Annotated in this window: 15 protein-coding genes; 12 read left to right on the top strand and 3 right to left on the bottom strand. The window is 71.4% G+C overall.

Translation table 11 applies throughout. From position 1 onward, the window contains the following. Positions 1-230 precede the first annotated feature (230 nt). On the top strand, positions 231-917 hold the full coding sequence (locus ABT360_RS22740; protein WP_351819398.1) for a ScbR family autoregulator-binding transcription factor: 687 nt from the start codon (positions 231-233) through the stop codon (positions 915-917). Here ABT360_RS22740 and ABT360_RS22745 read toward each other — a convergent pair. Beyond that, the gene (locus tag ABT360_RS22745) at positions 902-2437 is read right to left on the bottom strand and encodes an FAD-dependent monooxygenase (RefSeq protein WP_351819401.1); all 1536 of its coding nucleotides are present in this window, start codon (positions 2435-2437) and stop codon (positions 902-904) included. The two genes, ABT360_RS22740 and ABT360_RS22745, sit on opposite strands and share 16 nt — an antisense overlap. Before the next feature lie 557 nt (positions 2438-2994). On the opposite strand from ABT360_RS22745, the gene ABT360_RS22750 reads away from it, so the two are divergent. From ABT360_RS22750 to ABT360_RS22760, 3 genes are all read left to right on the top strand, one after another. Further along, positions 2995-3831: a hypothetical protein gene (locus ABT360_RS22750; protein WP_351819404.1), complete on the top strand. Its 837-nt coding sequence runs from the start codon at positions 2995-2997 to the stop codon at positions 3829-3831. 959 nt (positions 3832-4790) lie between these two features. Further along, the gene (locus ABT360_RS22755; protein ID WP_351819407.1) at positions 4791-5144 is read left to right on the top strand and encodes a hypothetical protein; all 354 of its coding nucleotides are present in this window, start codon (positions 4791-4793) and stop codon (positions 5142-5144) included. A gap of 45 nt (positions 5145-5189) precedes the next feature. Beyond that, a complete protein-coding gene (locus tag ABT360_RS22760) occupies positions 5190-5450 on the top strand; it encodes a hypothetical protein (RefSeq protein ID WP_444852307.1) in 261 nt (86 codons plus the stop codon). A 9-nt stretch (positions 5451-5459) separates the two neighbouring features. Here the strand turns inward: ABT360_RS22760 and ABT360_RS22765 are convergent, their stop codons facing one another. After that, entirely contained in the window at positions 5460-6155 is a 696-nt protein-coding gene (locus ABT360_RS22765) for an SDR family NAD(P)-dependent oxidoreductase (RefSeq protein ID WP_351819409.1), read from the bottom strand. A 145-nt stretch (positions 6156-6300) separates the two neighbouring features. Between ABT360_RS22765 and ABT360_RS22770 the strand changes: the two genes are divergently transcribed. The 8 genes from ABT360_RS22770 to ABT360_RS22805 all read left to right on the top strand — a co-directional run bounded on the left by ABT360_RS22770 (position 6301) and on the right by ABT360_RS22805 (position 17107). After that, on the top strand, positions 6301-6789 hold the full coding sequence (locus tag ABT360_RS22770) for a GNAT family N-acetyltransferase (RefSeq protein ID WP_351819411.1): 489 nt from the start codon (positions 6301-6303) through the stop codon (positions 6787-6789). A 41-nt stretch (positions 6790-6830) separates the two neighbouring features. Further along, entirely contained in the window at positions 6831-7817 is a 987-nt protein-coding gene (locus ABT360_RS22775; protein WP_351819413.1) for an NAD-dependent epimerase/dehydratase family protein, read from the top strand. A 322-nt stretch (positions 7818-8139) separates the two neighbouring features. Then, positions 8140-9405: a DUF2993 domain-containing protein gene (locus tag ABT360_RS22780; RefSeq protein ID WP_351819416.1), complete on the top strand. Its 1266-nt coding sequence runs from the start codon at positions 8140-8142 to the stop codon at positions 9403-9405. A gap of 265 nt (positions 9406-9670) precedes the next feature. Next, positions 9671-11755, top strand: coding sequence for a transglycosylase domain-containing protein (locus tag ABT360_RS22785; RefSeq protein WP_444852308.1), 2085 nt, complete (start codon positions 9671-9673; stop codon positions 11753-11755). Further along, positions 11752-13056: a hypothetical protein gene (locus ABT360_RS22790; RefSeq protein WP_351819421.1), complete on the top strand. Its 1305-nt coding sequence runs from the start codon at positions 11752-11754 to the stop codon at positions 13054-13056. The genes ABT360_RS22785 and ABT360_RS22790 overlap by 4 nt, the downstream gene beginning before the upstream one ends. Before the next feature lie 71 nt (positions 13057-13127). Beyond that, positions 13128-14501 (top strand): diacylglycerol/lipid kinase family protein, encoded by a 1374-nt coding sequence (locus ABT360_RS22795; protein WP_351819424.1) that lies wholly within the window; start codon positions 13128-13130, stop codon positions 14499-14501. Between the two features lie 356 nt (positions 14502-14857). Beyond that, a complete protein-coding gene (locus ABT360_RS22800) occupies positions 14858-15547 on the top strand; it encodes a hypothetical protein (protein WP_351819427.1) in 690 nt (229 codons plus the stop codon). Positions 15548-15703: 156 nt separating this feature from the next. Next, complete coding sequence (locus ABT360_RS22805) at positions 15704-17107, top strand: amidohydrolase family protein (protein ID WP_351819430.1); 1404 nt, start codon at positions 15704-15706, stop codon at positions 17105-17107. Between the two features lie 72 nt (positions 17108-17179). Here ABT360_RS22805 and ABT360_RS22810 read toward each other — a convergent pair whose 3' ends face one another. After that, positions 17180-17692 carry a hypothetical protein gene (locus ABT360_RS22810; protein ID WP_351819433.1) on the bottom strand — a complete coding sequence of 171 codons (513 nt, stop codon included), beginning with the start codon at positions 17690-17692 and terminating at the stop codon, positions 17180-17182. Positions 17693-17773 lie beyond the last annotated feature (81 nt).

The raw sequence follows: 17773 nt of genomic DNA on the forward strand, positions 1-17773 counted from the left end.
CGCCGCCTCCTTCGTCGGCCTGGAGCTGTACGAGGGCGTCGACGCGGACGGCGCCGAGCGGGCCCTCTCCCCCGGCAGGGCCCGTTTCAAGCCACTTACGCCGCTGGTGGGAGACTGCTGTCACCTCGTGCATCAGGGAGCCCTGTAATATACAGACCCAACGGTTTGTTATTGGGGAGAAGCCCCTCGGGGAGAGGCCCCGATCCGAGGAGCAGGTGGAGGAGGCGAGAGTGGCGAAGCAGGACCGCGCCATCCGTACGCGTCAGACGATTCTGTCCGCGGCGGCCAAGGTGTTCGAGCAGCGTGGGTATCAAGCGGCCACGATCTCGGAGATCCTCGCCACGGCCGGTGTCACCAAGGGCGCCCTGTACTTCCACTTCGAGTCCAAGGACGACCTCGCGCAGGGTGTGCTCGCCGAGCAGGACCAGCGGATGGTGGTCCCCCGCCGCGCCTGCCGGACGCAGGAACTGGTGGACGTGGTCATGCTGCACGCCCACCGCCTCCAGAACGACCCCATGGTGCGTGCCGGGGTCCGGCTGTCGCTGGACCAGCAGGCGCACGAACTCGACCGCTCGGGGCCGTTCCTGCGCTGGGTGCAGGTCATGGACCACCTGCTGCACGACGCACAGGGACAGGGCGAGCTGCTCCCCCACGTCATCCCGACCGAGACCGCCGAGGTACTGGTGGGCAGCTTCGCCGGGATCCAGGCGATGTCGCAGGCGATCAGCGACTACCAGGACCTGCCCGAGCGGGTGTGCGCGCTGCTGCGCCACCTGCTGCCCACCGTGGTGCTCTCCTCCGTCCTCGCCTCGACCGATCTCTCCCGTACGAGGGGAGCCGTCGTCCTGGCCGAGCTGGACGCCTCCTCCGAGGCTCCCCCGCCCTCCGGCCTGCTGGAGCGTCAACCCGTCGGCTGACGGGTTCCGGTTCCGGGTGCTGCGGCGCGTGCCGGAACGCGCCGTCCCCCGCCCTGGCCGAAGTACCGGTCGAGCACCTCGCCGAGCCCGCCCCCGTCCGGGGCCCACCCGATGTACCCGTCGGGGCGTACGAGCAGCGCCGCGCACGGCAGGTCCGGCACCGGCGCACAGTGAACCACCCGGAGGCGGTCCGCCCAGGGCCGCGCCGCGTCGAGGTGTTGTGCGCCGTCCTCGCCGAAGAGCAGCAGCAACGGCCTGCCCTCCCTCAGCAGACGGATCACGTCCGTCGGGCCGTCCGCCGTGTCCAGGCCGGTGTTCCCCAGGAATTTCCCTTCCCAGCAGGACGCCGAGCGTGCCGGGAGTACGGTGTCCTGGGCGCTGATCATCAAGCCGAAGCAGTCGTCGCCCGTGCCCGACGCGAACATGCCGGCGACCAGGTCCCTGACCGGGTCGAGGGCCGGGTCGGGGCGCATGAGGGCCACCTGGGCCCTGGTGTTGTCGATGACGCGCCGGGCCGCGGGACGGCGTTCCGCGTCGTAGGTGTCGAGCAGGGCGTCCCCGGCGTCGCCGGCCGCCGCGAGGGCGAGTTTCCACCCCAGGGTGACGGCGTCCAGCAGCCCGGTGCTCAGTCCTTGGCCGCCCACGGGGAAGTGCACATGCGCCGCGTCACCGGCGAGGAAGACCGATCCGGACCGGTAACTGCGGGCCAGGCGGGAGAAGTCGCTGAAGGTGCTCAGCCATCGGCCGTCGGTCATGGCGATCTCGCGACCGGCTATGTGCGAGGCCTCCCGGCTCAACTCCTCCAGTGTGGGCGGCAGTCCACGCTCGGCCGGGGGGCCACTGCAGTTGAGCGTGCGCAGATGTGTGGTGCCGTCGGGGGCGCCCTTGACGACGAGCCAGCCGCGCGGCGTGCGGTGCCAGCCCGGGGAGAGCACGTGTGCCTCGCGCAGGCGGACCTGCCCCATCAGCGCGGTCACGGTCGCCGGCCAGGTGTCGGCCTCGAATCCCGCCAGCCGCCGCACGGTGCTGCGCGCGCCGTCCGCGCCGACCGCGTACCGCCCGTGGAGCACGACGGTTCCCTGCGGTCCCCGGGCCTCGATCCGCACACCCTCCGGGCTCTGGGCGAGGTCCACCACTTCGTGGCCGCGCAGGATGCGGGCTCCGGCGGCCCGCGCCCGTGCCTCGAAGAAGCGCTCCAGGTCGGCCTGGGGCATCTTGAGGATGGGGGCGGGTTCGGTGGGCGGGGCGCTGACCGTCAGGCCGGGTATGCCCGCGAAGTGGAAGGGCATGGCGTTCTCGTCGTCGCCCGTGTGCCCGACGGGTCCCGGCAGATGTCCCCGGCGGGCCAGGCACTGGACGGTACGGGCGTGGAGCGTCGTCGCCTTCGGCCGCTCGGACGTCGTGGTGCGGTGTTCGAGGAGGACGACGCCGGTTCCCAGGCCGGCGAGTTCGGCGGCGACCAGCATGCCGACCGGTCCGCCCCCGACCACCAGTACCTGCGCCTCTGCCGGATGAGCCATCGTGGAACTCTCCCCCTCCTCCACCGCGAACGTCTCTGACCGGATGGTACGTACGCGGCGGCTGGGGAGGTGCGGCCGGGTGTCAGGGTGTGGGCGGCTGTTCCATGACCAGGCGGATCTCCGTGACCTCGTATCCGGCGCGGTCGAAGGCGGCTGCCATCGGGAGGTTCACGGTATCCGTGGTGGCCGTGATCCGGTCGGCGCCGGAGGCGGCCTGGAAGTGGGTGATGTGGGCGAGGATCTCGTCGATCAGCCCGCGCGCGGAGTTCAGGGACGACGCCGAGGTATCCGACGTTGCGGTTGTCGCCGCCGGTGCTGGACGGGATGGCGGGGCCGGACGAGAGCGCCCTCGGGTACGCGAGCCACCACCAGTCCCGCTCGCCGGGGGCGTCGAGAGAGAACCGCATGTCCTCCCGGGCCTGTACGTCGGCGTCCTTGGCGGCATCCTCTCCGCTCGCGTGAACGCCGATCGCACTTCCCTCACTCGGAGGTGCGAAACTGTGTCGCCGGTTCGGATCTGCCGGCAGGCCCGCCGGCCGGCGACGAGGAGATGAAGCATGCCCACCCGCCCCCGCCTTCTGTATGTGACCGATCTGGCCTACCAGGCCCAGGGGCGGCGCTACTGCGACGAGGACATCTTCCTGTCCTCCCAGCTGCGTGCGGACTTCGACATCGCTCTGTGCCACCCGCTCGACGCCGTGGCTCTGATGGACCGTTTCGATGCCGTCGTGGTCCGCAACAGCGGTCCCGTGCTGCATTACCAGGCGGAGTACGACATCTTCCGCGACCAGGCCGTGGCGCAGGGCACCCGGGTCTACAACCCGCTGACGGGCCGGGCCGACATGGCCGGCAAACGGTACTTGCTGGACCTCACCGAAGCCGGATACCCGGTCATTCCCACCATCGACCGGCTCCAGGATCTGGACCGTCTGCCCGAGACCGACCAGTACGTGGTCAAGCCGAAGGCCGGGGCGGATTCCATCGGGCTCGGCTTCGTGTCCCGGGACCGGTTGGAGGGCCTCGTCCACGGCGACATCCTGGTCCAGCCGCGCATCGAATTCCGCTACGAGGTGTCGTTCTACTACATCGACGACGCCTTCCAGTACGCCCTCCACGCCCCCGACCCCGCCCGGCGCTGGGAGCTCGAACCCTACGACCCGACGGAAGCCGACCTGGTCTTCGCCCGGCGCTTCATCGACTGGAACACCCTCGATCACGGGATCCAGCGGGTGGACGCCTGCCGCACCCGGGAGGGTGGCCTCCTCCTGGTCGAGCTGGAGGACCTCAACCCCTACCTGTCCCTCGGCCTGCTCCCCGACCGGAGCCGCGACTCCTTCGTCACGAACATGACGGCCTCTCTCCACCGGTTCCTGGACACCGTGCCCCGCACCTGAGCCGTCGCGGCCCAAGCCGCCCGCGGCGACCGAACGCCCGCGCCGGGGCGGTGCGGCAGGCGCACACGCCCCAGAGCTCGAAGTCGACGTCGTCGATGTCGGTGAAGTCCGCCAGCGGGCCCGTCGCGCGGCGGCCGCGGTGCTTGAAGGAGGTGGCGCAGTCGCGTCGTCAGCGGTGCCGGGCGCGGCGGTGAAACCGAAACGGGCCCGCGGACGAGGATACGGTCAGCACCGCGACCGGGCCCGCCTCCCCATACCGTCACCCGTCACGGTGGTTGCCCCGCGCGTACCGGACGCGGGGCAACGGCTCGGGGCACCGTGAGGGGATGCGCCTTCGCCGGATCACCCCGCCCGTCCTCGCCGCCCTCCTGGCCCTGTCCGGATGCACCACCGTCCCGAGCGTGCCGTCGGCCCCGCGTCCGAGTCTCGCGCCCGCGGGCGACCGGTTGCCCGCCCCCGTCCCGGAGGTTCCCACGCCGCGCCCCGCACCGGCCCGCGAGGAACTCGCCAGTACCGGCCCCTCTCCCGCGCCACCCGGGGGCAGGGCAGCGGGCAGGGCGGCGGGCGAGCCACCGCGCCACAGGCAGCCGTCGCGCCAACGGGCCGTGGATCGGGGCGCCGTCGAGCAGCCCCGCCGGCTCCCGCCACGACAGCACCGCACGCGCGAGCGACCCGAACACCCCGTCGAGGCGCCGCGAGAGACTCGTACGAAGCCCACTCCGAAGAGGCCCCTGCCCCGCAAGTCCCTCAGCATGCGGGACCTGTGCCGGGCGTCCCAGGGAGTGGCGGACCCTTCCATCGTCAGCCTCTGCCATCAGGCGTACGGCTGAACAGGGTTGTCAGGGCTGCCTCCTCGGATGGAGTGGGGCGAAGGGCCATGGCCGGTGGGGAAACCACATGGCCTCCAACACCTGCCTTGTCGTACCGTCTGGTCCCCACCGACGAGGAGAGCGATTCCCATGACCAGCCGGCACGCAACGACCACTCTGTGGCGCCCCACTGGCCCCGAGGAGCTGGACCTGGTCCGCGCGTCGCAGTGGCGGGCCTGGCCGCCTCGGCTGCCCGAGCAGCCGATCTTCTACCCGGTCCTCAACGAGGATTACGCGGTGAGGATCGCGAGGGACTGGAACGTCAAGCACTCCGGCGCCGGCTTCGTCACCCGTTTCGAGGTCGAGTCGGAGTTCCTGCGCCGGTATCCCGTCCAGCAGGCGGGCGGCCGGACGATCCTGGAGCTGTGGGTACCGGCTGAGGAGCTTGACGAGTTCAACGCCCATATCGTCGGCAGGATCCAACTGGTCCACGAGTTCCGCTGAGCAGCGGAGGTCGGCCGGAGGGAAATCGCCGCCGCACAGTTCCGGGTGGCCGGCTGCGGGGTGCTGGGGGTCGAGGCGGGCGGTTTCGGCAGCCCGGAGCAGTGGCGGTTCGACTGGGAGTGGTCGTACACCCGGGACGCGTGGCTGGACCAGATGCCCACCCGGTGCCTTCACCCGACTCCCGCCGGACAGGCTGGAGCAGGTCCTGACCGGCGTCGGGCCGCCATCGACGCGATGGGCGGCACCTTCACGATGCGTTACGCGACCATGGTGGTCACCGCGGCACGGACCGGTTCCGCCGCCTGATGCCAGGCATCATGTCGAGCCGGACACGTCCTGGCCCAGGAGGCGGTGGGTCAGCTCCATCAGCCGCTTCCGGGCGCCGGTGTCGTACGCCTGGTCATGGGTGCGCGCTTCGGTGAACTGGTCGAAATAGCGACCCGTCGTGGCTTCGAGGTCCGGGTCGAGCAGCAGCCGTACGGTGGGCCGTACGCCCTCCTCGACGCTGGTGACCGGGGTGAGGCCGTACGCACGCACCCCGTCGGTGTCCATCAGGTGCGCCGGATGGAGGGTGTTCACCGTGACGCCGCTGTCCTGGAGTTCTGCGGCCAGTTCGAAGGCCGCCGTGATCATCGCGAGTTTGCTGCGGCAGTAGGCGCGCAGGCCCTCGTAGTCGCGCTCCAGCATGACGTTGTCGAAGTCGATGGCCTCCTGGCCGATCGAGGCGACGTTGACCACGCGGGCGGGCGCGGAGGCGGTGAGCAGGGGCAGTAGATCGCGTACGAGGGCATAGGGGGCCAGGTGGTTCACGGCGAACCGCAGCTCGTGTCCCTGTGTGCTGAGCTCCCGTCGGAGCGGCTCGGCACCGCCGTCGGCGACGGCGTTGTTGACCAGTGCGTCGAGCCGGGGCTCGGCCGCGCGGACCCGGGCGGCCGTGGCGTGCACCTGGTCGAGGTCGGCCAGATCGGCGAGGTACGTGCGGACGGAGGCGCCCGCGACGCCTGGTGTCAACACCACCACCTGTCCGACGGGTCGACGCGGACGGCTGCGCCCGGCCGGCTGACGGGTCGCGCATGCCTCACGGCACCGCGCGGGTGCCCGGTGGTGCCGGCAAATCGCGTTGCGGCGCTCGGCCGCCGTCCGCGAAGGTGGCCCGGTGAACGAGGAGACCCACGACCGGGCCGGCCGGGCCATCCGCCTGGTGCCGGTGGACGACGACAACTGGCGCGCGGTGGCCGACGTGGCACCCCGCGACGATCAACGCGGCTTCGTCGCCGCACTCGCCGCGCGCTACCTGCTGCTCTCGATGCGCGGTGGTGTGTGGACGTCGCTGGGCATCACGGCGGACGACCGGGTCGTCGGCCACGTCATGTGGGCGTACGACGACGAGGGCGGAGCGTACTGGATCGGCGGCATGGTCGTCGACGCGGACGAACAGGGCCGCGGCGTGGGCGGGCCGGCCGTCCGCGCGCTGATCCGGATGCTGGCGCGCCGCCCCGACTGCACGCGGATATGCCTGACATACCACCCGGACAACGGCGTGGCCGCCCGCCTCTACGCACGGCTCGGTTTTGTACCGACCGGGGAACACGAGGACGACGAGATCGTCGCCGCGTTGCGGACCTCCACGTCTGCTGACAGCTAATACCCCTGGGTGCCGGGTCGGTGCGGTGGTTGGCTGTCCGGATGGAGACCTTGGTTCTGGGTGGAACAGCGTGGTTGGGCCGGGAGTTGTCGCGGCAGGCGATGGAGCGCGGCCATCGGGTGACGTGCCTGGCCCGCGGCGAAAGCGGAGAAGTCGCCGACGGGGCGAGGCTGGTGGCCGCCGACCGGCGCGACCCTTCGGCGTACGAACCGCTGCTCGATCGGCAATGGGACGCGGTCGTCGAGGTGTCGTGGCAGCCGGGGTTCGTCCGCGGTGCGCTGCGTGCGCTCGGGGGTCGTGCCAGGCACTGGACCTATGTCTCCTCCATCAGCGTCTACGCCTCCCACGCCACGCCGGACGCCGACGAGTCCGCGGCTCTCGTGGCTCCGACCGACCGCGACGAGACCGACCGCACGCTGTACGGGGAGGCGAAAGCCGCCTGCGAGGAGGCGTCGACCCGTGCGGTGGGCGACCGGCTCCTGATCGCACGCGCCGGTCTCATCGGCGGCCCGGGCGACCACAGCGGACGATCCGGTTACTGGGTGGCCCGTGCCGCACGCGACCCGCTGGGGCCCCTGCTGGTTCCCGACGCACCCGCCATGCCGACACAGGCGGTCGACGTGCGGGACCTCACCTCCTGGCTGCTCGACTCCGGGGAGGCGGGGCTCACCGGCACATACGACGCCGTCGGCCCGGTCGTTCCGTTCAAGGAGTGGATCGAGCTGTCCCGCGCCCTCGGCGGCCACACCGGTCCGGTGGTCGCCGCGGACTCGGCCTGGCTGCGCTCGAACGGCGTGGCCGAGTACATGGGTGCCGAGTCGCTGCCCATGTGGGTGGTCGAACCGGGCTGGGAGGGCTGGTCGGCCCGGAGCGGAGCCGCGGCGCGCGCAGCGGGGCTCCGGCACCGGCCTCGGGCGGAGCTGCTGGCCGACACGCTGCTCTGGGAGCGCGAGCAGGGCCTGGACCGGACGCGCCGTGCCGGCCTCAGCGCCCGGCGCGAACGCGAGTTGCTGGACGCCCTCGGCTGACGGCTGGGCGGACTTCAGCACGGCCGAGCGGAGTCCGGTCCCGGCTGACGTCCGTCGGAGGGAAGCTCGATACCGACTCCAGCCGACGGAGGGAAACCCGGAACCGACTCCAGCCGACGGAGGGAAGCGCGCCGCCACGAGCCTCCGCATGGCCCCGCGTGGGGCCGGGGGCCGGGGGCCGGGGATCGCCGCAGGACCGGACGCGGGCCCGGGCGCGCGCGTGGCATGGCGCACGGCATGTCGCACGGCGTGTCGTATGTCTCGTCGTACGGCAGCCCGCCGGACTTGCGTGCACGGGTGGGGGCCGTGATGGGATGAGCTGATGCGACCCCCCACACGCATAGCGACGCATCCTCACAATCCCTACGAAGAGCTGGCTCAACTCGCCGACCCGGAACCCGACTTCGAGCAGCCGACGACGTATGCGCGTAAGACGTCGACGAGCCTCGGCATCCGTTCGGACGACGACGAGGAGGACGACTGGTCGCCGCCCAACCACCGTGGCAGGAGCCGGTTCGCAGCCGTTCCCGTCGTGGTGAAGCTCGCCGTCACCGTGGCCGTCGGCGCCGTACTCTTCGTCACCGGTGACCGGCTGGCCGTGGCGTACGCCGAGGAGAAGGCGGAGGACCGGATCCAGCAGTCCCTGGGTCTCGCCGCCAGACCACAGGTCGACATAGCCGGGTTTCCCTTCCTCACCCAGGTTCTGGACAAGCGGATCCGGACGGTGGACGTCACCGTCCCCGACGTCGCCGCGGACAAGGTGTCCCTGGCCGAAGTGCACGCGACGGCCACCGACATCCGCATCGTGGGTGACCTCCCCTCCTCGGTCGAGGGCGCCGTCGTGGACCGGATGGACGGCGACGTACTGCTCGCCTTCGACGACCTGAACCGCGAACTGGGCGCATCGCACGTCAGGTTCAGCAAAGCGGGACATGACGGCATCCACATCCTCGGAACCCTTCCGGTCGCGAGCCGGAAGGTGAGCCTCCGCGCCGAAGCACATGTCGGGCGGAACGGGGACCGGGCCGTGTCCACGACCGTCGAGAACATTCGCCTGGACGTCCCCGGCCTCTTCACCTACCGGCCGGGCGAAGATCCCGCAACGTCCGGTCTGCGTCTGCATCCGGACGCCGCCCGGCGGATCAGCCGCGAGGCGGCCGACCTCAAGGCGTTGCTGGCCGTGCCCGCCATCGCCGAGCGCCTGGGGCTTTCCCGCTCGCAGATCGACCGTGCCTTGCGCGGCGAGGAGGAGCTGAGCCGACTCACCGGCTCGCCTTTGTTCCTCCGGCAGTTGACGCAGGTCAATCTGGTCGATCTGGTGGCCGATCACCCCTGGCTCCTGGAGAAGGCCGGCATCGATCCCGGTCTGATCGGCGCCCTGCTGAAGCTCCGGCCCCCGCAGCTCGCCGACCGCTTCTCCCTCTCCTTCGAACTGCCCGAGTCCGCCGGGGACATTCGTCTTCGCCATGTCGGCGTGGACGGCTCGGGCATCCGCGTCGGCCTCACGGGCAGCGGCCTCTCCTTCGGCAAGGCCAGGGCCGCCGCCTCCCCGGGCACCGGCCCGGGCACCTCCCCCGCAACGTCCTGAGTCACCGAGGGCGGACGGCGTGGTCCGCCTCGGGCCTCGGCAGCCGTTCCCGATGCCGGGCACCCGGCACCCGGCGCCCGAAGGCGCCGTCCAGACGGGACTGTCGTACCGGCCTGTTATCTTTACGTAACATCGCGAGCGTCACTCTCAGTCAGGCCGTGGGGTGCGCCTCCGTGTTGCTTCATCGCGCCGGTAAACGATGTCGGACCGGATACCCGCGACTGTCCGCGGGCCCGGCCCGGCCACGAGTCATGGCTGGACGGGGATGACCAAGCACATCGACTACAGAAGAGTCGCGGATACCCTGCGTACCGCGGCAAGGCCCCTGACCAGGACCCGAGGCAGGCGCGGCAAGTCCCGCCCGTCCCGCGGCCTTCGCCGGCCCGACTACCCGCGATCCGGCAGAAGCGGCTGGCGCCGGTGGGTCCCGTCCTGGCGGCAGGCCCTGGCCTCGTTCCTGATGGGCGTGGCAACGCTCTGTGGAATCGTGACCATCGCCTACGTACGCACCGAGATCCCGGACGACCTGAACGGTTTCGCCACCCAGCAGGACAACGTCTACTACTGGGCCGACGGCTCGCCCATGGCCCGCACGGGCTGGGTCAGGCGCCAGGAGATGCCCCTGGACAAGATCCCCGAGCAGGTCAGATGGGCGGTGCTCGCCGCGGAGAACGCCGGCTTCTACTCCGACCCCGGCGTCTCCGCGAGCGGCGTGACCCGGGCCCTGTGGCGGACGATCGGCGACGGCGACACCCAGGGCGGATCCACCATCACCCAGCAGTACGTGAAGAACGTCTACCTCAGCCAGGACCAGTCGTTCTCCCGCAAGTTCACCGAGGTGCTCCTCGCCGTCAAACTGGACCGGCACCACAGCAAGGACCAGATCCTGGAGGGCTACCTCAACACCAGCTGGTTCGGGCGGGGTACGTATGGGCTGCAGCGTGCCTCCCAGGCGTACTACGGCAAGGACGTCACACAGCTCAACGCCAGCGAGGGCGCCTTCCTCGCCGCCCTCCTCAAAGGCGCATCGCTCTACGACCCCGCCATCTCCCCCGCCAACCGTGAACGCGCCGTCGAGCGGTGGTCCTGGACGCTGGACCGCATGGTCGAGATCGGCAGGCTCTCCCCCGAGGAACGCGCCCGGTACACCAGGTTCCCCGAACCCCGGGCCCCGACCACGCCCAGCGCCGCCGGCGGCCAGAACGGCTACCTCGTCGAGCTGGCCGAGACCTACGCCAAACGCGCCGGACGCATCACCGACGCACGCTTCGACCTCGGGGGCTACCAGGTCTACACGACCTTCGACAAACCCCGCACGACCGCCCTCACCAAGGCCGTCGACGACGCGCGCGCCACCCTCGACCCCAAGAACCGCGCGGCGGACCGGTACGCCCGGTTCGGAGCCGCCTCGGTCGCCCCCGACGGCCGCATCCTGGCCGTGCACGGCGGGCCGGACTACCAGAAGCAGGCCTTCAACGAGTCCAACGCCGCCACCGTCCCGGCCGGTACGGTCTTCACACCCTTCGTCTACGCCGCCGCGCTCGAACACGGCGTCCAGCGCGAACGCGGCGGCCCTCGCACCCCCGTCGCGCCCTCGACCGTCTACGACGGGAACGACGGCGTACCCCTGATGACCCCGGAAGGGCCCTACTGGGACCGCGCCGGCAAGATGGTCAAGGGCACCAACCTCGACGGCCGGTCCCATGGCCGCATCACCCTTCGCCGCGCCTTGGCCGAGTCGGCCGACGCGCCCTTCCTCCAACTCGGCATGGACGTCGGGCTGGAGCAGGTGCGCCGCACCGCGCAGGCGGCCGGGCTGCTCGGCTCCAGCCTCGGTCCCCCGGTGCCCGAGTTCGCCCTCGGCAACTCCACACCGAGCGCCATACGCATGGCGAGCGCGTACAGCACGTTCCCGGCCCACGGCACGCACACCGAGCCCTACTCGGTGCTGCGCGTCACCCACGAGGGCGAGCCCGTGCCCCTGACCGCACCACGCAAGCAGCGTGCCGTGAGCCCCACGGTGGCCGACCAGGTCACCGATGCCCTCTCCCGTGAGGCGGACGGCGGCGGCGCATCCGGCAGCGAGGTGAAGGCTGAAGCGGCAGGGAAGGCCGGAGGGACCCGGGACGACACGGCGCGTTGGTACGCCGGTTACACGGCGACCGAGGCCACGGCCGTCGTCGTCTACCGCATGGATCTCGCCAAGAGTCTCGCGCCACTGCCCCTCAAGGGCCTCGGCGGCGATGCCACGGCCGGGGCCGACCGCCCGGCCGGAATCTGGAACCACTACACGGACGCGGTGGAGAACGCATCGCGCCGTGCCGCGACCGATCGGGGGAACACACGATGATCCGGAAGAACCCGGCCGTACGGCGCCTGCGGGAGCGCACGACCACCCGCGGCGTCGCTCTCGGTGTCGCCGCCGTCCTCCTGGCGACCGGCGCGAGCCTGGTCCCGCTGGTAATGGGAGGCGGACAGGACGACGACCCGGCGGCATCGGCCGACCGTACGTCGGCACCTGCACCAAGGACCCCGGCGGGGCAGAAGGGCGGCAGCAAGAAGGGCGACGACGAGGACTGGGACGGCCGGGTGAGGATCCTGGGGGACGGATCCACCTCCTACACCGGCCCGCAGCCCGGGCAGCTGAAGGCCCAGCGGCTCAAACCGGGTCAGCGCCCTCCTCAGTTCGTCGTCTTCTCCTGGGACGGCGCCCTGGAGGGCGACGAGCGGCTCTTCTCCCGCTTCCGCCGTGTCGCGAAGGAGAGCGGCGCCCATATGACCTTCTTCCTCACGGGCATCTACCTGTTGCCGCAGGAGAAGAAGAATCTCTACCGGCCGCCTCAGCACGCCCCGGGCGCGGCGGCGATCTCGTACCCCACCCGCGAACACATCCGCACCACCCTGGACCAGCTCGGCAAGGCGTGGAAGGAGGGCCATGAGATCGGATCCCACTTCAACGGCCACTTCTGCGGGGCCAAGGGCGGCGGGGACTGGAGCGAGACGGAGTGGACCAGCGAGATCGACCAGTTCTACTCCTTCGTGCAGAACTGGAAGACCAACACGGGTTTCACCGGCCTCGACCCGCTGCCCTTCGATCCCACCCGTGAGGTCGTCGGCGGCCGCGCGCCCTGCCTCGAAGGGCAGAAGACGCTCATACCGGCGTCCAAGCCCTTCGGATGGCGCTATGACGCGAGTTCGTCGGGCGACTTCCAGATCTGGCCTTCGAAGAAGAACGGTGTGTGGGACCTCCCGCTGCAGATGCTGCCGTTCCCCGGCAAGGACTTCCAGGTGCTGTCCATGGACTTCAACTACCTCTACAACCAGTCCAAAGGACGCACGGACGGCGATCCGGCGATGCACGCCACCTGGCGCAAGCAGACCCTCGACTCCTACCTCGCCGGCTTCGAGCGCGTCTTCCACGGCAGCCGAGCCCCCATGTTCGTGGGCAACCACTTCGAGGAGTGGAACGGGGGCATATACATGGACGCGGTGGAGGACGTGATGCGGAAGGTCTGCCCGCGCAAGGAGGTCCGCTGCGTCTCCTTCCGTGAACTGACCGACTGGCTCGACGCCCAGGACCCCAAGGTCCTCGCCCAGTGGCGCACGCTCGATCCCGCTCAGCCCGCCGGCTGGTCGTCGCCGGCCAGGTGACCCGCCCGCCCGTCGCCGATGGGCCGGTGCCGCCCGGGCTCCTACGATGTCCGCGGACGAGGGGAGGACCCATGGGGGTCGGGTGGCACGCGAACGAGCGGGCCCATCGGGAACAGCGGTGGTCGGCGAGGGCGTCCCTGGCATCGGTGACGCTCGCCGCGCTGCTGCCGCTGCTGTACGGAGGTGTCGGCGGCGTACTGCTGCTCCTGGTCGGTGCGGCGGGCATGGCCGTCACGGCTTCCGGCCTGTGGTGGGCCCTGACGCGGCGCGGGATGGCCCGCGTGGCCGCCGCGGTGCTCGCGGTGGCGGCGCCCGTCGCCGTCGTCGGGATGTTCGCGGCCGCCAACCTGCTGTGGGTGGTCATGCTCTCCCTCGGGCTCTGGCTCCTGGCCGTCTGGACCGGGCGGTACGCGCTGCGCAGCACCGGCCTGCGGCCCGTCAGGGTGAAGGAGTACCGCACGCCGCCACCACGGCGGCCCTTCCTCGTGATGAACCCGCACTCGGGCGGCGCCAAGGTGGAGCGGTTCGGCCTGAAGGAGAAGGCCGAACGGCTAGGGGCGCGCGTGGTGCTGCTCGACCCGGAGCGGCCACAGGACGTCAGCGAGCTGGCCCGGCGGGCGGTGGCGGACGGCGCCGACCTGCTGGGCGTCGCGGGTGGTGACGGCACGCAGGCGCTGGTGGCCGCGGTCGCCGCCGAGCACGGCCTGCCGTTCCTGGTCGTCTCCGCAGGCACCCGCAACCACTTCGCGATGGACCTGGGACTCGACCGCGAGGACCCGGCCGCCTGCCTGGACGCGCTCAGCGACGGAGTCGAGCTCCATGTGGACCTCGGCTTCGCCGGAGGGCGGCCCTTCGTCAACAACGTCTCCTTCGGCGTCTACGGGACGGTCGTGCAGAGCCCCGCCTACCGGGACGACAAGGTGGGCACGGCGCTGGACCTGCTCCCCGACCTGCTCACCCGGCAGAGCGGGCCGCGGCTCACCGCTCGCGCCGAGGGCACGACGCTCACCGACCCTCAGGCGGTGCTGGTGAGCAACAACCCCTACCGCAGGGACGATCCGGCCGGGTTGGGCCGCCGTGAGCGCCTGGACTCCGGTGTGCTCGGCGTCCTGGGCATCCGGGTGGACAGCGCGGCGGAGGCCGCCGGGCTCCTGCTGGACCCGGAGGCCGGCGCATTGACGGTGCTGACGGCCCGCGAGGTGGTCGTGGAGGCCGACCGTCCGGCCATCGACGTCGGCATCGACGGTGAGGCCTTCGTCCTGCCCGCGCCCGTCCGCTGCCACATCGCGCCACGGGCGCTGCGCGTCCGGGTGCCCCGGCTGCGGCCGGGAGTCCCCCAGGTCCAGCCTCCCCTCGACTGGCGCCGTCTGCGCAAGCTCGCCGCCGCGGTGGGCCGCACGGCGGTCACCCGCCGCCCGGCCGGCGGATCCGGCCGGCCCTGGTAACCGGCGGCACGTGCCCGCCTGCCGGGTGGTGCCCGCCCGGCGCCGGCAGGGTGCGGGCCGGAAGGCCGCTGCGCGCGGCCGGCGGTCACCGCTCAGCGGTCAGGTGGTCAGCGGTCAGCGGTCAGCGGTCAGCGATTCGCTCTGTCCCCCGCTGTCACCGCTGTGCCCGTAGTCCCCGCCGTCCCCGCCGTCCCCGCCGTCCCCGCCGTCCCCGCCGTCCCCGTCGTCCCCGTCGTCTGCGCTGTCGCCGTTGTCCGCGCTGTGCCGCGCAGGCGAATCGGTACGCCTTGTGCCGACGGGGGTGGTTCGGTCGTATCGGCCCCCGCCGGGGCGGGGCTGCGGGTAGCGTCGGTCGCGTGCTGAAGCGAGAAGGGGCGGCGATGCTCACGGTGGTGGGATTCCGGCTGGGGAACGGCAGTCGGCACGTGACAGCGGTGGTCACGGATTCCGGGCGGCTTCACCTCGCCCACGGCGCGTACGGCGCCGTGGGCCGGGCCTCCCGGCCCGACAGGCCGGTCCGTGAGAACCCCGTTCACCGGCAGGTGGTGCACTTGCGGGGCCTCTACTCCCGCTACCTGGCCAAGGGTTACTCGGACGAGTTGATTCCGGGGGCGTGCGTCCAGCTGGATCTGGAGGAGCCGGCACCGGAGCCCGTCCCTGGCAAGTCCTACGACATCGAGCACCGCTGGCCGGTGCTCTTCCGGGCGTTCGGCGAGGTCGCGCCCGCCCAGTCGCATGACAGTCTCGAAGAGGCGATCAACGGTTTCTACACGTCGATCGGCGCACCGTTCCTGCCCCGGCGTCTCAACCGGCTGGTCAGTAGTCAGCCCACGACCCGGCTCCCGCGACGGGTGGCCGCGTTGCGGCGCGTCCTGGCCGACGGCTCGGCCGTCAGTTCCCCGCCCCGTATGGCCGTCGGTTACACGGTCACCGCCGACGACGTACGCCTCCATGTGGGCCGTGCCGGGGAGAGCCTGCGGCACCGGGACGTCGTGGAACTGCACGCAGCGCTCAGCGCATGGCTGCACCTCAACACCATGAAGTGACGCGGCCCCGCCGTACCCCGCTGACCGAAGCGACAGGGCGTGCGAAGAAGGTTCGAGACTCCTGGGCGGCGACCAAGGGCACGTGGAATGGAATTTCCATATCGTTGGCCGGAATTGCAGCTTGCCTGCGGGTGAGTCCCGCGGGATACACACCTCATGACGGAGTCGCCCGAACCGAGCCGGCGCCGCGTGCTCGCCGGCCTGAGCAGCATCCCCCTCGCCATGGGCGCTCCGCCGCCCGGCGACAGATCCCGACCTGACGACGGACCGGAACGGTCGAGACCCACCCTGCTCCGCGGGGCCGAACTGCTCCTCACCATGGACCCGCAGGTGGGCGAGGGGCCGTTGGGCATCCTGCGCCACGCCGACGTGCTGATGCGGCGCGGCAGAATCGCCGCCGTGGGGAGGCGGCTGCGGGCACGGCCGGGGGAACGGGTGGTGGACGTGAGCGGCCGGATCGTCCTGCCGGGGTTCGTGGACATCCACAACCACCTGTGGCAGTCCAGCATCCGGGGCGGATGCGGCGGTCAGGACCTGTACGGCTGGCTGGCCTCCTGCAACAGCGCGACACTCGCCCGGATCGACGCCCAGGACATGTACCGCTTCGTCCGCCTCGCCGCCCTGGACGCGCTCCAGGCGGGCGTCACGACCGTCGTGGACTGGGTGCACCCCATCCCGTACGAGACCAGTGAGCACTACATCAGGGCGCTGGACGACTCCGGGCTGAGATTCGTGTACGCGATGATGCAGACCACCGCGAACGCCGACCTCGTCCCACGGGTGAAGAAGGAGTTGCTGGACCCGCTGCCGCTGGCGTCGGCCCAGGTCTCGACCCACGCCGGGATGGCGACCGTGGACCGGCTGCGCCGGTTCGGTGAGCTCGCCCGTGACCTCGGGGTGATGCTCAACTCCCATGTCCTGGAGCACCGCACCGACCGCGGGGACGACCCGATTGGAGCGCTGCGCCTGGCTGGAGCCCTCGGACCGGACCTGCTGATGAACCACGCGATCCACCTGACGGACGACGAGATCGCGCTGGCCGCCGAACATCAGGTCCGCGTGGCCCACTGCCCGCTGAGCAACATGCGGCTGGCCTCGGGCGTCATCCGGCTGCCCGCTCTGCACGCGCACGGCGTGAAGGTGGGGCTCGGCCATGACGGGGGAACCAATGACACGTCCGACATGTTCAGCGTCATGAAGGCGGCCGTGGGGCTCCAGCGGGCAGTGCATCAGGATCCCGAGGTGCATCCCACGATCCCCGCCGTGCTGCGGATGGCGACCCTCGGTGGCGCCGAGTGCGTCGGCATGGCGGACCGCATAGGCTCCCTCACCCCCGGCAAGTGTGCGGACGTGGTCGTCCTGGACCCGGGCACCCTCAACTTCGCGCCACGATTCGACTGGATCGGTCAGATCGTGCTCAACGGTCAGCCGCCCAACGTCAGTCACGTCTTCGTGGACGGCCGGATGCGCAAGGCACACGGCACGCTCCTGGACGTGGACACGGACACCGTCGTCCGCGAAGCGGAAATCGCGGCCGCCCACGTCCGTGACACCGCCTGAACGGTCCGGCGAACCCGGTGCGTTCGCGGGGGCGGGCTCAGGCCGTCGGCTCAGGTCCCTGACCGGGGGGCGTCAGGCCAGCAGGACCATCGCCAGGGCGCCGGATGCGTCGACGACACAGCACCACTCGGACCACGCCCGGGGGACCACCCTGCCGGTCCGGTGGTGGACGAAGTCCCAGACGGCGTGGCCCAGCCAGCCCGCGGCCAGGAGATAGCGGCCGAGCGTGTCGTCGACGGCCACCGCTGTCAGTGCCACGACTCCGAAGCCGACGAGCCCCACGATCTGCACGAGGAGGATGCCGGGTCGGCGCAGTTCTCCGCGCAGCGATCCGAAGAGCAGGTAGCACAGCGGCATGACGATGAGGAGCCCGGCCAGGAGCTCCAGGGGCGGCAGGCCGTCGACGAAGGTCGCGACCGCCAGGGCGAGGGCCAGCAGGGTGGGCCACCGGTGCCCCAGGACGCCCAGGACGCCCCGGACACGCACGGCCCCTGCCGTGCTCCGCGGGGTGTCCGGGGGCGTGGGCGTCGTGCGCGTGCCGTCGTCGCGGTCGTCGCGGTCGTCGCGCGTGGAGTCGATCGTCATGGCGTCTCCCGAGGGTGAAGGGGCGGTCCCGGCTCCACTGTCCGGCAGGTCGCTGCCGGGCGTACGGGGCGGCGCAAACGA

The organism is Streptomyces sp. NPDC000229 (assembly GCF_040300825.1).
Taxonomy (GTDB): Bacteria; Actinomycetota; Actinomycetes; order Streptomycetales; family Streptomycetaceae; genus Streptomyces.